Genomic DNA, 14,926 nt, shown 5'->3' on the forward strand with positions numbered 1-14,926 from the left:
TCTACCACTCTTGGCACCATTCCGGTCTAGAACGTAGATTATTTTGTGGATATTGTGGTTCTTCTTTTGGTCGTGTCAATAGCTCTTTTAAGAAACTATCGTTCCCAAAAGCTTTGATCAGTTCCTTGCGCAATTGTGTGATATTCAATCCACCAATGATGGGGATGTCATCATCAATGACCCATTCACCTTCGCCATTTGCCACGTCTACTGGATCAATGAAATTCAAATAGCCTGGGCTGGCGGGTTGGTCAACGGCTTTCCCTTCATCACGCCACCAATACACCAAAGAGTGTGCGGTCCATAGGTAACCATAGTGGTATGCCGTAGGGTTATATCGCCATCCGGCAATGCGATGTAGGTCTACGCGATAACGTTGTTCCTGACGGCGGACGACGACTTTGGCCTTATCTAAACACCTTCGTGCTTCCGCTAGACGTTGTGGCGCTTTGCCAAGCTCACCGCTCCAGGCGTTGTCCATAATTTCGTCTACTGTTTCATACAGATTATGCACTTGTCGCGCACGTAGCGCTGTAATGCGGATGGCATCGTTGAGCTCGTCATAGATTTTCTGGCCACTCGGAGAAACACTTCCTCTCACCATGGCAAATTCATCGGCTAAGGCATTAAATCTTTCGTCCATGGCGCGAAGTACTGGCTTCACTTCGGCGTCGTAAGGAGGGTCATCAATAGGATTGCGCATATCGATAAGCCCTTTTTTCTTTGGACATACCACAACAGCATCGGTAAGGTTCGACATATCCATCCACGTGTCGTATCCTTGAATGTAAGCCGTTCCATTGCGCTTTTCAATACTTTTCGGACTTTTACCGTTTACCTTACCAAAGATCAGCAAATCTGCTTGTGCCTTGATTAAACGTATAATGGTATGTGTCGCGGAATGAGAACCGTCTCCTAACGGTGCTAGGATCTTTTGCAACATCTTCGCAAGGGCCACATCGTGGTTCTTCTCTTCGATCATTGGGTCCCACGAAGTTCGTGCGGTAACGACGTCGTTTAACCAATATCCCCATTCCCAACCACTGGAAAAGTTAACTTGACCTTGGATACGTGAACCGGCATGTGCACCACGCCCCATTTTACCATCAAGTTCATCTTGGGCGATGAGGCGCAAATCAAAAAAGCGTCTCTCGGCATAAATAGGCAAAAAAATGGGAACGTTGATATCAAAGCTCACCCAGTAAGCCGTTTCGGGATACCAAAGAACTTCACGTCTACCCGCTTCCATTTGCATATAACGACGTATTTCGCTAAAATCTTTTCCATTATAAGTAGGAGCAGGGTCTGTTAGGGAATAAAACTGTACGGTATGTGGTAAAACTCCCATGCTTTGGTCGCAATAATAAGGTAGGAAGTTAAAATTTATATCTTCTCCTGTTTCAGGATCTTTATACCCTTCGGCTTTTTGGTGTTGCGAACAGTGAATTTTGACATACGTTCTTTTGCCATAGGTATTTTGCGCGTACATACTCGCAGCGTTCATCCAACTCAACATCTTTTCCGAAGTGGGATGGGTGAATTCGCTAAAACCCATTTCGACTTCAAAATAGTCAAAACCAGCTTGGTGTAGCCAATCAATCGCATTGTGGATTTGCTGTATTTCGGTTCCGTCCACTTGTCTAACCATAAGCCACGAGTGCTGTTGACGTAGAATAATGGGCGCGTCTACCCCTACAGCTATTCCCCAATTGTGACCCATCTCAACAAGTATTTTTAATCTTTCTTGGCGTTCGCGACTATCAGCAAATTGTTGCCAAGAACTCGCCATAAGGAGCACCCATTCTACGCGATTTTGTTTGTTGGCGATCATCCATTCAAGAAAGACATCCCACTCTGGCAATGTACTTTCCCAACCCACGCGATCTTCGGGTCCTTGAGGTCCCCAGCCGTTTAGCATGTCGGTAAGTTCCAGTGGATGTTGCGTGTGTAAGTGCCAAGCGCGAATAGGCCAATATGGCTTTTGTTGGGTATCGATTTGTCGTGGGATATTTAGTTTTTGTGGTAGAGTAGGTTCTAAAGGATGCAAAAAACCAAAACCCATTTCCTCTAATAAACTGTAAACCCCATACAAAAGGCCAATGTTAACTTTTGAGGAAGCACACACGTTTTTTTCGGTGTTCATGTTACCGCGAACTGCGATAACGTGTTTACCGTCTATTTGCTGCGTGCGAATGATAAATCCTTCTGATCCAAGCTGATCTAGCTCGAATTGCGCAATAATTTTCTTTGCGTAAAAAGTATCTCCCATGGTAATGACAATTTCACTTTGCGCAAGTTGCGGGTCACCATTAACGATGTGAAACTGATCTTTTGCTACGGAAGAGATTAAATGCTCTATGCGTTGTTTGGGTATAGAGCTGAAGTTGTTTTCAAAGTTAAGTAGTAGTGTTTCTTTTGCAAAGCAAAAACTCATACAACAACACAGTACTAACAGTAAAAACTTTTTATTCATAAGTAAACCTCCCATTATAAGTTATATACGTTATATCTTAAGATATCGCATATAAATAGTCTACGAAAATAATTTACGTAGCTATTTGCTTTAGGATTTCAGGAATCTCATCGTGGTGGTCATACCAAATAGGATGAACACCTAACTCATCCATGACGAATTCTTGTTGTTCAAAATCTAGTTTTTCCACTTGTTGAATGATGCCACGTATTTCGTAACGATAACGTGGTTCACCTTCTGAATCCGGTGTCGCTGCTTTTACGGCCACGGGACGTGCAGATTTTCTCTTCACCGCACTTTTTACCCCAATGCGATTTGGACCTAACAAACTCGAAGAGAAGTCGCGTTTGGCACCACTGTTGTAAAAATTGTGCATGTATTCAATCGCTTGGTTGTTGATATCTTCAAGAGCTTGCGTGGTGATATTGAGTTTTTGTCTTTGCAGCAAAGCGTAGTTTCGCGGCTGCGAGCCCTGACTTTTTGATGCATACAACAATCTTCTCATATTGCGATCTGACAAAGATAGACCGATCATCACCCCAACAGAATTGGACATGGAATTGAGTTGCACTTTATTGGACCAATGATCGGGATTACTTGCCATTCGATTATACTGTGTTTCGGTAAATACCAACTGATCTATCGTTGACCGCGGCAAATCGGGACGAATGGGAATAAAGCCATGTACATGATAAACTGGAAGACTTTGTAAATTGGGTACACTACGCGTAAAAATGCTTTCCGCAGGAGAATCTCCTAGAGCAATTTCTAAAAAGTCGTCATAGTTGTAAGTAACTACAGATTGTATTCCGCGAGAGGACGTGGATTTCTCACATAAATAGGCAATGGCATCTAGAGTAGGATTTCCGTTACGCAGTGAATCTTTGTTTAAATCCTCTGCTGGCGAACCGTTTTCGTCGAGTAGACCACTGTACAAAGTGCTATACATTCTATCGAGAAATTTTCGCTGCCCTTCTTCATCGTTCGAAAAGTATTTTTGTAATTTGCGTACCGTAATTTCTAAGGGCTCGTTATTTTGCGAAAGATACCACTCTGAAATCGCAAATAGATAGTTAGGTAGTGGTCGCCACCCCTTCATTTTTTGCTCGCCAATGACAGAAAAATACATGGCCAAAACTAACTTTTCCCAACTTGGTAGGCCGTTGGCTATTGAAGTGCCCGCTCCCAAATACAAGGTAATGTTTTTGTGTCGATATGCCTGTTGTAGATGTTCTAAATAATCCATTCGTGACCTTTCTAAATAGTCCCAATTTTTTAAGTGCCGCACGCCGCGACTACGTTCATCGATTTTTTCTTTCCATTTATATTAGCGAAAGAGTGGTTTCAATGAAAAGTACAAAATAAATTTTCTAAGCGTACTCATCGCAAAAATTTTCTATAATATTGCTCACACATATGCTTCATTCATTTATAGATATTTAGGAGAAAAAGATGAAACTGCGTTACTTAGTTGTAGTCATACTGTTAAGTATGTTTATGAATTCTTTATCAGCGCAAGACTACAAAGAATTAGGTATATGGCTTGACAACTGGGAAATTATCAAAAATAAATACTTAGATGAAGTAGGTAAAAAAAGCCGTCCACGTGAAAAGTTTTTAGGGTTTAAAAAAGCGAGCCTGACACCATCTCTAAAGAAACTCGACAGATGTTACAACTCTCTTGAAGATGAGAGTCTTGCTGGAACAAATTTTATCAAAACGTTTAAGTCGTTCAAAAAGGCTTACAAGAAATTCAATAAAGCCAAAGATACATACGTAAACTTTATTGAAGATGACTTGCTAAAAGAATCGAAAACCTCCCCGCAAAAAAAAGCGGCGGCAACACTCGTTGAAAATTTAGATGACTTGGAGAAAAGTATCGTCGATTTTCGCGAGGAAGTAACCAAAGAAAAAAAATCAAAAATGACATTCAAATTTGATTTGATTGAATGTGATGACAAAACACCTTATTTGGAAGAGCCAGATGGTACTCTACACATTACTGTTGAATTATCATCAAGTGCCCTAAAGAAATATAAAAAGACCATTCGAGTTGGCGCCAAACAACGATTGAGAAAACTTCGTAACAAATTAGAGAAAAAACTCATTGAAATCGACAAGGGTGTTGGTGATAAAATTTGGGAATTTATATTTGCTGAAAATTTAGAGCAGGAAACCGAAAAAGCGCGCAAAGAAGCTCAAAAACAATGGGAAACTGTTATCGAAGAAGCATATGTAGAAGTGGAAGAAGCTATTCTTTTCACATGGATGAAGATACGTAGATCGCGTGTTCGCTACCGCAAGTACCAAGTAGAAACCACAAAGTCTGTTGCCAAAAAAACCTTTTCTCTCACTTCTGGAGTGGGACGTTTGATCGGTAGTGGGGGCACAGACGTCACAGCTTATCTAAGTACCGCAAAGGCGATTTACGATATTGCAATGGAAATAAAGAATTTACTGACCACTCCCGAAAAAATAGCAGAAACGCTTAGTAAAGACCTTGTTAAATTTCAGCAGGTCTACCAGGAATTGGAAAAAGACCAATCGAGTATCAGTTTACAAACGCAACTGGCAAAAGCCGAGTCTGCAATTCGCGAGAACCTAAAAAAACTCAAAGATAAAAATGCCGGTTTAGTGACAAGAGCGCTAAATTTGGAGAAAAAAATGACGGAGTTGAAACAGCTTCGCGAAAGTATTGATGATCATGAATCGTTATTGCGCGGTTCGAAACTAGAGGCTATTGATATAAAGTTATCTGGTCTCGTAGAAAAGCATAAAGATTTGTTGAAGCGTTTTGAAAAAAATGACCAAGTGGCCGAGTTGGCCATAAGCGTTTATGCACAAAAAGGTGCTGCCGCTATTTTACAAGCAAAAGAAGCTCTAGCAAAAGCATACGATTACTACAGCAAAGCAAAAACCGCTGTTACTAAATTTGCAGAAGTGGCCGAAACATTAGGCGTTTTATAAACTAAAGCTGTTCGTAGACAAAGCATAATATAGTTTTGTCTACATAACTTTCTGAAGGTGTTTGTGGTGGACGAGACGAAAAAATTTCCAGAAAAAACAACAAGACGCTTTGGAAAATACGATATCATCGATGAAATAGGTCGCGGTGGTATGGGGCAAGTTTTCAAAGCTTATGATTCTGAACTTCGAAGATACGTAGCGATTAAGATTATAAAAAAAGCCGAGATGGATCAGGAAAATATCGCACGCTTCTTCCGCGAAGCACAGACCATTGCCAAACTACAACATCCCAATATTATCGCCGTCTACGATTTCGGCAGCTGTAATGGTTATCCTTTTTTTGCGATGGAATATATCGAAACAGGTTCTCTGCAAACACTCATAAAAAAGCATTCGCTAACACATCGCCAAATGGCGCAAATCATGATCAAAATCGCAAAAGGTATTGATCATGCCCATAACCTAGGTATTATTCATCGCGACTTGAAACCCGACAACATACTGATGAAAGATTCCGAACCTATCATTACCGATTTCGGTATTGCCAAGGTGGCAAATGCCGAAAAAAAACTTTCCAAAACCGGAGTTGTTTTTGGTAGCCCGGAGTATATGCCTCCCGAACAAGCAAAAGCCAAGTCACGCGCAGTTGATGAACGCAGCGATGTCTATTCTTTAGGGGCGATATTGTACCACATGCTGGTAGGCCATCCGCCGTTTTTAGGAAAATCTTCATTGGATATTTTATACCAAGTTGCCAATCAGCCGCCTACTCCACCGACAAAGTTTAAAGCGATGATACCTAAAAACTTAGAGCGAATTTGTTTAAAAGCTTTGGAAAAGACAAAAGTAAATCGTTACAAAAGTGCCCAAGCTTTCGCAGAGGATCTGAATTCTTTTTTAAGTGGTGGTGCAATCTCCGCAAGGCGTTCTAACCTAGGACGAATCATTATCCACCAATTAGCAAAATACAAACAAGCGTTGATCGCGGGTGTCATCGTGGCCGTTGTTATGTGGTTTGCCAATACTTTTTCATCGTACCATCGCAATGTAACTCCGCAAGTAAAAATGCTGGACCAAGACGGAGTCATTCAGTGTGATCTCATTTCTACACGACAGCAGGTAAAAAAAATCTTTGTAAATGACCAAAACATACCATGGCAAAGCGAAAAATTTACATTAAGTGTCCCAGCAAGATATGGTAAAAATGAACTACAATTTCACATCCTCTACACAGATGGAAAGTGGAATAGAGTAACTAAGGATATTGTGCGTGAAAGGCCGCAGTCAAGTTTTACATATATGTGCGATGCACAGCGCTCAGGGCGTCCGCGTCAGGCTAAGGCATTTTTTGCGAACCCCCAACAACTGTACGTTCATAACAGCCTTAATCTCGAAGTCATCTTCCATCCTATTGTTGTGAACGATGTCGTTTACTTTGGCAGTAGTGACAATCACGCGTATGCGTGGGATATGAAAAAACGAGAAATAAAATGGAAGTTCTTAACAAGCCTTGATGTGGTATTCATCGCAATCGCCAAAGGAATGGTACTATGTAGTAGTGCTGATCAGCATTTATATGCCATTGATATGTACAACGGAAATTTACTATGGAGACTCAAAACTCCGGCGATCACATTATTCTCTCCCATTGTAATCGAGAATCACATTTTCATCGTTTCGCAAAATACCCTACTTAAAATGGATTGTGAAGGCGGTGTTTGTAGTAAGATTTTTCAGGTGAATAACTTGATCACTTCTTCCCCGTGTTTTGATGGACAAAATATCATTGTCCGCAGTTCCAATAACGTTTACGCTGTGGACACGAACGGACGATTGCGTTGGAAAACAGCCATTGCAAATTTTATTACTCCCCCAAGAATGGAACAGTCCCCCTACTATCGAGCCCCCAAACCTACAAGTGACGTGATCCACAATGGTTTACTTTATATAAATGCGACAAGAAGCATAATTGTGATCCATTGTGCCACGGGTAGAGTAGTACAAAGTTATACTACTAGCTGCGCCATTTGCTCTGATGTTGCCGTTACAGATGACAGTATTTATGCTGGATGTACACAAGGACATTTACATATTATTCACAAAACGACAAAAAAAGACGTGCGCCTGCAGTTTTTTGAAGTGGTCGGCGAGAATCGAAATTTCATAGTGAATACACCTGTTGTTGTCGGAGACACAATATACACCGCCTTGCATCAACCAAATACTTTCGAAAGTTTCTTTTTTACTTTTTCACTTTCAAAAAAGAAGAAATTAAGGCACAACACGCGCGGAGAAATTTCGCTACCGTTTTTTCGAAAAGATGATATGTTTTTTACGGCGGGTAATCAGTTGTATTATGTTAATGGAAAATGATCCTCATCTGAGTTGTTTTTGCTAACGGATGTCTCGATAAAGATATGATTTTGTTTTATGGATGACTGTCGTTGGCAGGCGACATTCCACCATAATGATAAACAATAAATCGATCAATGCTTGCTTAATAACACCTACTTTGGTAAATCGTCGTGCAGATGTCGTGACAGATAACGGTGAAATGTATGGTTTGGTTATTTTACGCAAACGTTTGTAAAAATCGATGTCTTCAAATGGTCGTTCTTCATCAAAGCCTTGTAATTGCTTAAAGTATTCCTTGTTGACAAAAAACGCTTGGTCACCATACGAAAAATATTGGAAACGCGTAAAGAAAGCATAGAAGTTAAGGATGCCATTTGCCGGGGTAAAACTGTCGCGAAATCGCCCGCATTTTTTTAAGCGAATTCCTTGCAAAATTTCTGATTTTGCAAGGTGAGGAAGATAGGTGTCGGCGTGCAAGAACAACAGTATATCATGTTTGGCATGTGCTGCGCCCAAGTTCATTTGCGCAGCACGGCCTTTTAAGGGAGAAACATATACATTCGGTGTATACTTTTTGGCGATTTCACATGTGTGGTCTTTGCTACCGCCATCGACAACAATTATTTCGTCAAAAAGATGTTTTTTTAATTCATTCAAGAATCCAGCAATACATTGCTCTTCATTGTAAGTGGGAACAATCACCGATATGGGAAAATCCATCTGTGTCTTAATCTTCACGCCATAGAGTTTGTCCATTGTAGGACTGTTGTGCTAGTGGCGGAGAAGCTTGTTGTTGCTGCTGCCAACAGTAGGTACCTGGTACGGGTAGTTCTTGTCCGTAGTCAAGGCGAATTTTCTGTCCAGAAGGATCAAATACATACACCCCATCTTTTTTACCCACAGAAGTATAACGCGGATATAATTGATTGTTGTGAGTATGAGAATCCAATAGTAAAAAGCTATCTTCGTTGAGGCCAACACATACTTTTCCTTGGAAACGTTGTGCTAAATAGGCCAAGTTGTCTGGGTCATCCGTTTGAATGCGGTCTTTGCAGTGTGGGAACAATGTCATTTTTTTTACTAGAGCAAAACCATTGTCAAAAAATTCAAAATGACGCGGTTTTTGTCCACGAAGTTCTTGAAAGTCGTCATAAATGATAATCTTTTGTCCCAAAACCATCGAACCAGCAGAAACGGTGTAAAAGTTTGTCCCACGTAGTAAAGCTTCTTTGAGAGCATCCTGAAGTTCCCAAAACCTCAGAGAGTGATACAATGTTGCGATATCGCCGCCAAAGATAAAAATGGAATTAGACGACAGTATTTTATTGACGAGCTGTTGTCTGGTTTGTTGATAAACATGATCAGCAAACACTCCGGATTTTCCCTTGGCAAATTCCTGAATGTTTTGTGACATTTGCGCTTGTAGTTCGTCGCCTCCGATTAAATAATCCAGCGTTTTTTGGATTTCACGGCAAGCGTAGTTCGCAAATAGCTCTTGGGTATTCTCTAACGATGAAATGACATCACTTCCACTATTCAAAATACGCCCCAAAGAAAGATGGGGGAATTCTTTCTTTAGCATGATTGTGTGGCGCTGAAGTAAATGTACCAATTCGCTATTTCGTTCTTGATAAAAACGTTTAATTTTCAGTAATGTATTGATGGCTTGATTGTAAACGTCGCAGGCAAATGGATTGTGCTTGTAATATTGCAGCCACTCGTGATACACACATAAGTTTTGGATATTGTTGTCAAAACCATTTTGGTAATTTGATTGTATGCCTACTTCTTGTATGGCATCTTTTACATGCTGTTCATTAAATTCATTGTCGCGCCATGCTGCGGTAATAAGTAGTACTTTTTTGCTATCTCTTACTGCGGGATCTATATGGTTACTTTGCAGGATGCGTTCGGCAAATTGATAGATAAAATCTTGTTCGCGAATGACATTACCGTTAAAGAGAATACTACCGATCATTTTTTACCTTTCTTCGTCAACTTCTTTGGCAAATTCCATCAGTAAATATTCTATCTGACCTTCCGATGAACTCGCTTCCACCTTTTGTTGTACAAACTCGAAGCGGCCTTTACTCAATTTCAAAATAGAGAAAAAAGCTTTTTTGCCTTCTAAACCATCATGAGTACATGTTGCGACATTGCCGTTGTGTAAATGAACTTTCCCCACGATATTTTTTTGCGTATCGTATATTTTTAAAACGCCACTATTTCCATACATCGCCACAATTTGCAAAATAGGTACTAGGTTGAAGGCTCCAATGTCCCCCACAATACTATCTTCGAGTTGCGAATGTTTAAATTGCTTTTGCTCCTCGTCTTCTTTCAAAGAAATGTGGTAATGTGGATTTTGCGTCTTGTAATACAACAAATGTTTGGAGCATTCATCGTAAGAAATCATTTTTTCGTGTATAAGTACCTCAAGTAGCGTAACATAATGTCGTTGCTGTTGTTCTAATAAAAACTCAAGTTGTTTTTCCGAAATTAAACGCATTTGCATGGCCAGCTTGCCGAAATGTTTTTTTATTTTTGACTGTACTTTGAGAATTTTTTCGACATCCGCGTCGTGCATTAATCCTTCTTCAACAGCCACCTCGCCTATTTTTTTGTTAATTTCCGATTGGATTTTAAACGCTTCAAACACTTGAATTTTAGTTAAAACGTTTGTTTTTAGCAAATGCTCGATAAATGGATCTCTTAGTGGTATTGCAATTTTTTTTGTTGTGAGTTCACGCCTCATATGTCTCTCTCCGTGCTTTTCCCCTAACAAACTATCGCATAATTTTAGAAAATATTGTAGAGTATTGTATTGCTTTGTGACAAATATACTTTTCTAAAATTACAAGAGCTAAATAGTGAATAAAGGTTAATTGATGACACACCCTAGTCAGACTTCCTCATGAATATTATTTTGTGTTTGCAATATCAAAGTATATATGATTTATGTGTAAAACATAGGAAAATTTTTGGATTTTTTTTTGGAGAAATTAATGGATAACAAAGCGTACTTTTTTGCAATGATTTGCATAATATGTATTTGCGTTGGTGTCATTCTAAATCAACAATCGGCAAATAATAATTCTTCTACAGGTGGTAATGGAACCATTACATCGCTAGGTTCAGAAGAATTTAATGTGCAAGATCATCTTGTCCCCGGTAAATACACCATTTTTAAATTTGGAGCACAGTGGTGAGGTGCTTGCGTTAATTTAACTCCTCAGGTTGAGGCAGTTGTAAATGCAAACGGATCTTTGGCACTTTGTAAAGTGGATGTAAAGAGTTGGAATTCTCCTGTGAGTCGTCAATACGGTTTACGATCTCTACCGCATATTAAAGTATACTCTGCTTCTGGCGAGTTAGTTAAACAAGGGGGCCCAGAAGTTTTTCAGTATATAAAAACTCTAAAATAGCCTGGAGTTTTTTATGTCCTTTGCAAAAAATGGTTTTCTACTTATTGATAAACCTCTCGGCATCACATCGCGTCAGGCGTTATTTAACGTGCAAAAAGCCATTGATTGCCGCAAAATGGGTCATACGGGAACCCTTGACCCTCTTGCGACAGGTTTATTGGTATTGTTATGTGGGCAAGCGCGCAAATTACAAGATATCCTAACTTTGGACAATAAGGAATACGAAGTTTGTGTATTTTTGGGAGCAACGTCAGAAACAGACGACAGCGAAGGCCCTATTCATGAAAATGAACAAGCACAACCTTGTCATAGAGACGACGTAGAAAAAAGCGTTGCTAAATTCGTAGGTGAAATAGAACAAATACCACCTCGTTATAGTGCGATCAAAATAAAAGGGAAGCGAGCATACAAACGCGCTCGGGATGGCGAAAATGTGTCTATGCCGTCGCGGAAAATCAAAATTCATGCGATTGAAATTCTCGCATACGATTATCCGCATCTAAAACTCAGAGTAAAATGTGGATCGGGAACTTATATTCGCTCTTTAGCCCGTGATATAGGTGAAGATTTAAATGTGGGCGGTTATGTCACCGAATTGCATCGCACTCAAGTAGGGCAATTCGACATCAACCAATCGAGTAAAATAGAGGACGTCTCACCGGAAACAATATTACCGTTAGAAAAAATTGTTGTCGACTATCCACGTATTGATCTAGAAGACAAATATTTACGTCGGATATGCCATGGACAAAAAATAGCGGTACCCAATATAACCGAACAACAGTTTTCATCCCCGGCATTTTTATGGATAAATGATCGTGTGATTGCTATTGCCAAAATTGGCGACGGCTTCGTCGCGTCGCGGAAGTTGTTGATCGATGAGGCATCGTAAATACTTTCTACAAGTAAATCTTGTTATTTTACCTGCATGTCGTTATACTTGAGGGAAGTAACTTCAATTTGCAAATAGAAGGAGGTAACATATGATCCGTTTTATCATGATCGTTGTACTGATCTCTGCTACTTTAATTGCAACTCAGGCTCAAACAGAAGCACCAGCTGAAAGAATTCGAGAATTGCAAGCCATAGAAGGTTTTGAACGTCAAGAACTTAAGCGCGTCCAAGAATTTGAAGGCCAAGAAAGAATTTTTGAAGCGGAAGAAAGATTCCTAAAAGAAGAAGCCATTTTCGATAAAATAATCGATCGCGAAATTTTTAGACCGACTCGCGATGTTTTCGATAATTTTTCACCTCCAGAAAATCAAGTAATTAAAAATCCTGGGGTTGATGGCAACTCTTTCTTTGGTGGTGCAACCAAACAAAATGAGCAAGAGTTTCGCGATGCGCGTTTGAGAAAGTTATCAAAAATGGACTTTATCGAACGTCGTGTGATAAAGAGATCGTTCAAATCGTTTTTGAGAAAAAGTCTCGAAAACAAAATGACTGCCAGTCGCAAGTCAAGATTTAAACGCTTAACCGCTGAAGTTAGAAATCTACGCAGAGCAAAAAATACGCGTCTTGCCAAGAAAAATGCGAAAAATAAAGTCGCAGAAGCACAACAAAAAAAACTTCAGCAACAGAAGTAATTACTACATAAAAGATCTGCCATGGCAGATCTTTTATACCAATAAAATGCGCGACAATTCCACATCTACCCCTATATCAGGGTACTGCCTTTTGCACATCTTCTTAAAAATTCGCAAAATACTGCGTGTTGTGTCATTGTTTCCACATTGTAAATACACATAACCATTTTTGCGATAGCGTTTACATAATGTATCAATCATTTCAGCCATCGCATTAAATTTTTTGAGATGCCGCCCACGGTCTTTCGGATTCACATAGATATCAAACATCCCGATCATACTACGTGCCGGATGTTTTTGAAACGAAATCATACAGTACACATGCTTTCCGTCATCGTCTTTTTTTATACCGACAATCGAATCATAACGCAAGCGATTGAGAATCGTTACCAGCAAAAATTTGGGAATAAAACGGCGTAAGATTTGAATAAACTTATTAAACTGTGATGTTGAATTTTCGGCGATCGAGTCTATTCGGGTAAATATGTAATCGAGGACGAGTTGAAAATCGCGCTCATAACGTTTTGAGTAACGTGACTTTTTTCGCAGATCGGATAAAAAAAATAATTCGTATTTATTGTCATCCATGGAGTGTCTCTTACTTTGAAAGAATTGCGGTGTTGGGTAAGGGGAACTTTGGAACATGTTCTGTGGAATATTTGAAGAAAGTTTTCCACAGAACATGTCTGCTAAAAGTTATAACTATTTGCTAGCTATGATATTTCTGACGGTCTGTGCTACGGAGTCAGTGATTTTCTGCATGTATGTATAGTCGATATTTGCCACTTCATCACATCCGCGGTGGTAACAAGGGTTGGAGTCTCCGCCGAAAAAGTTTTGCGAGATAACAATAGCAGGTTTATTGTATCTCCAAAAAGAGGCGTGGTCACTACGGTTGGTGCATGCAGGAACCATTGCCAACTTAACCTTTGAAGCAATAACTGTTTTGATAACTGTATCGGATAAATTCGCCGAAGTATTTTCGTTACAATCGATTACGTGGAAACCTCCATCGTTGTCGCGATCGTATCCCATCATTTCTAATTGAATAAGCCCAATCATGTTGTTAAGCTCACCAGAACTGTTTAAGTCTCTAGCATACGCTTGAGAGCCCACTAGTCCGATTTCTTCCTGATCAAAACATACAACGCGCAATGTATAATCCAAAGGAATATCTTTTAATGCATTGGCAATTGCGAGTATACCAATGATTCCTGTACCATCGTCGTCAGCACCTGCAGTACTTACTGTATCATAGTGCGCGGAGATAATAAGAAATTTATCGGCATTTTTACCTTTTTTCTCTGCCACAAGGTTTGTTCCTTGGTACCAGCTTTGTGTATATGAATGTTCACGTACTTCAAAGCCGATCTTTTGGAATTCTCTTGTTAGGTAAGCACGAGCACGCATTCTTCCTGTTGAAGAGCGTCTTTCTTCTATGCGAAATGTACTACCACCGATTGTTACGGGGACGGCTCCAGAAAGCTCTTCCAATTTTTGTTTGAGGAAATTGCGATCAATATTGACATTGTGTGTGGACAAATGAAACAAGTCTCCAGGATTTGGTCCTGTGGCTCGTGTAATGTTTTTCAAGACAACAGCACCTTCATTTTCCGACATTGGAATGTGCTTCATGTACAGTTCTGGCTTTTCAGGATAGTGACTATGTCCTGTTGGGGGGATAGGAAGTTGTACAACGATAATGTTGTCTAAACGCGCCACTTCACCTTCTAGCTTAGGCTGCATGTGCGAAAAAGATTCAACGAAGAACAATGTTTCGTTTTCTTTTATATCCACAGTGGTTGCTCTCATTGCATCTTCCACTGCGTTTTTTGTGGCGATAACTTGATAGTTTTCATTTGACATCATCGCCAAGTAGTTATCAACACTCCCTTTTTGGATAACTGAAATGTGCACTTTTGTCGACTCTGCCACAACAAAAGTAGCGCATAACAAAGTTATTAACAAAATAGTATATTTTTGCATATACTCTAACCTCCATATAAGATAAAGTATTATTCATTTATTGTGAATGACAAGTGGTTATCCATTTGTCATCAGCAATACTATTAAGTTACCAGAAAATACATCTTTTTACAAGATTATTAGAGGGGATCAGG

General features: G+C 39.8%; 12 protein-coding genes and 1 pseudogene. 6 read left to right on the top strand and 7 right to left on the bottom strand.

Annotated features, from left to right (window positions below; all coding sequences use genetic code 11):
* Nucleotide 1: 1 nt before the first annotated feature.
* Nucleotides 2–2,473 carry a beta-N-acetylhexosaminidase family protein gene (locus UABAM_RS05360; RefSeq protein WP_151966971.1) on the bottom strand — a complete coding sequence of 824 codons (2,472 nt, stop codon included), beginning with the start codon at nt 2,471–2,473 and terminating at the stop codon, nt 2–4.
* A gap of 73 nt (nt 2,474–2,546) precedes the next feature.
* Complete coding sequence (locus UABAM_RS05365; protein WP_151966972.1) at nt 2,547–3,719, bottom strand: SIR2 family protein; 1,173 nt, start codon at nt 3,717–3,719, stop codon at nt 2,547–2,549.
* Nucleotides 3,720–3,925: 206 nt separating this feature from the next.
* Between UABAM_RS05365 and UABAM_RS05370 the strand changes: the two genes are divergently transcribed.
* Both UABAM_RS05370 and UABAM_RS05375 read left to right on the top strand, forming a co-directional pair.
* Nucleotides 3,926–5,440, top strand: coding sequence for a hypothetical protein (locus UABAM_RS05370; RefSeq protein ID WP_151966973.1), 1,515 nt, complete (start codon nt 3,926–3,928; stop codon nt 5,438–5,440).
* 66 nt (nt 5,441–5,506) lie between these two features.
* Complete coding sequence (locus UABAM_RS05375) at nt 5,507–7,813, top strand: protein kinase domain-containing protein (RefSeq protein WP_151966974.1); 2,307 nt, start codon at nt 5,507–5,509, stop codon at nt 7,811–7,813.
* A 21-nt stretch (nt 7,814–7,834) separates the two neighbouring features.
* On the opposite strand, the gene UABAM_RS05380 is transcribed toward UABAM_RS05375, so the two are convergent.
* The 3 genes from UABAM_RS05380 to UABAM_RS05390 are packed head-to-tail and all read right to left on the bottom strand — an operon-like array spanning nt 7,835 to nt 10,550.
* The gene (locus tag UABAM_RS05380) at nt 7,835–8,551 is read right to left on the bottom strand and encodes a TIGR04283 family arsenosugar biosynthesis glycosyltransferase (protein ID WP_151966975.1); all 717 of its coding nucleotides are present in this window, start codon (nt 8,549–8,551) and stop codon (nt 7,835–7,837) included.
* The gene (locus UABAM_RS05385; protein ID WP_151966976.1) at nt 8,523–9,773 is read right to left on the bottom strand and encodes a Type 1 glutamine amidotransferase-like domain-containing protein; all 1,251 of its coding nucleotides are present in this window, start codon (nt 9,771–9,773) and stop codon (nt 8,523–8,525) included. The genes UABAM_RS05380 and UABAM_RS05385 overlap by 29 nt, the downstream gene beginning before the upstream one ends.
* Before the next feature lie 3 nt (nt 9,774–9,776).
* Nucleotides 9,777–10,550 carry a DUF4388 domain-containing protein gene (locus UABAM_RS05390; protein ID WP_151966977.1) on the bottom strand — a complete coding sequence of 258 codons (774 nt, stop codon included), beginning with the start codon at nt 10,548–10,550 and terminating at the stop codon, nt 9,777–9,779.
* A 250-nt stretch (nt 10,551–10,800) separates the two neighbouring features.
* Between UABAM_RS05390 and UABAM_RS05395 the strand changes: the two genes are divergently transcribed.
* The 4 genes and pseudogenes from UABAM_RS05395 (at nt 10,801) to UABAM_RS05405 (ending at nt 12,806) form a co-directional block, all read left to right on the top strand.
* Entirely contained in the window at nt 10,801–11,004 is a 204-nt protein-coding gene (locus UABAM_RS05395; RefSeq protein WP_151966978.1) for a hypothetical protein, read from the top strand.
* A 12-nt stretch (nt 11,005–11,016) separates the two neighbouring features.
* Nucleotides 11,017–11,220: pseudogene (locus UABAM_RS34120) on the top strand (hypothetical protein); the annotation flags it as partial.
* A gap of 13 nt (nt 11,221–11,233) precedes the next feature.
* Entirely contained in the window at nt 11,234–12,112 is an 879-nt protein-coding gene (gene truB / locus UABAM_RS05400; RefSeq protein ID WP_151966979.1) for a tRNA pseudouridine(55) synthase TruB, read from the top strand.
* A 91-nt stretch (nt 12,113–12,203) separates the two neighbouring features.
* Nucleotides 12,204–12,806, top strand: coding sequence for a hypothetical protein (locus tag UABAM_RS05405; RefSeq protein WP_151966980.1), 603 nt, complete (start codon nt 12,204–12,206; stop codon nt 12,804–12,806).
* Nucleotides 12,807–12,839: 33 nt separating this feature from the next.
* Here the strand turns inward: UABAM_RS05405 and UABAM_RS05410 are convergent, their stop codons facing one another.
* Together UABAM_RS05410 and UABAM_RS05415 are read right to left on the bottom strand one after the other, a co-directional pair.
* The gene (locus UABAM_RS05410) at nt 12,840–13,394 is read right to left on the bottom strand and encodes a hypothetical protein (protein WP_151966981.1); all 555 of its coding nucleotides are present in this window, start codon (nt 13,392–13,394) and stop codon (nt 12,840–12,842) included.
* 114 nt (nt 13,395–13,508) lie between these two features.
* The gene (locus tag UABAM_RS05415) at nt 13,509–14,792 is read right to left on the bottom strand and encodes a M28 family metallopeptidase (protein WP_151966982.1); all 1,284 of its coding nucleotides are present in this window, start codon (nt 14,790–14,792) and stop codon (nt 13,509–13,511) included.
* Between the last annotated feature and the right edge of the window lie 134 nt (nt 14,793–14,926).

It is taken from the genome of Candidatus Uabimicrobium amorphum, assembly GCF_009002475.1.
Taxonomy (GTDB): Bacteria; Planctomycetota; Uabimicrobiia; order Uabimicrobiales; family Uabimicrobiaceae; genus Uabimicrobium; species Uabimicrobium amorphum.

Bases quoted from the DNA above. Each gene is read 5' to 3' on its own strand.
- UABAM_RS05365 (WP_151966972.1), bottom strand. From the start codon at position 3,719: ATGGATTATTTAGAACATCTACAACAGGCATATCGACACAAAAACATT.
- UABAM_RS05395 (WP_151966978.1), top strand. From the start codon at position 10,801: ATGGATAACAAAGCGTACTTTTTTGCAATGATTTGCATAATATGTATT.
- UABAM_RS05360 (WP_151966971.1), bottom strand. From the start codon at position 2,473: ATGAATAAAAAGTTTTTACTGTTAGTACTGTGTTGTTGTATGAGTTTT.
- UABAM_RS05415 (WP_151966982.1), bottom strand. From the start codon at position 14,792: ATGCAAAAATATACTATTTTGTTAATAACTTTGTTATGCGCTACTTTT.
- UABAM_RS05370 (WP_151966973.1), top strand. From the start codon at position 3,926: ATGAAACTGCGTTACTTAGTTGTAGTCATACTGTTAAGTATGTTTATG.
- UABAM_RS05385 (WP_151966976.1), bottom strand. From the start codon at position 9,773: ATGATCGGTAGTATTCTCTTTAACGGTAATGTCATTCGCGAACAAGAT.
- UABAM_RS05405 (WP_151966980.1), top strand. From the start codon at position 12,204: ATGATCCGTTTTATCATGATCGTTGTACTGATCTCTGCTACTTTAATT.
- truB (WP_151966979.1), top strand. From the start codon at position 11,234: ATGTCCTTTGCAAAAAATGGTTTTCTACTTATTGATAAACCTCTCGGC.
- UABAM_RS05410 (WP_151966981.1), bottom strand. From the start codon at position 13,394: ATGGATGACAATAAATACGAATTATTTTTTTTATCCGATCTGCGAAAA.
- UABAM_RS05380 (WP_151966975.1), bottom strand. From the start codon at position 8,551: ATGGACAAACTCTATGGCGTGAAGATTAAGACACAGATGGATTTTCCC.
- UABAM_RS05390 (WP_151966977.1), bottom strand. From the start codon at position 10,550: ATGAGGCGTGAACTCACAACAAAAAAAATTGCAATACCACTAAGAGAT.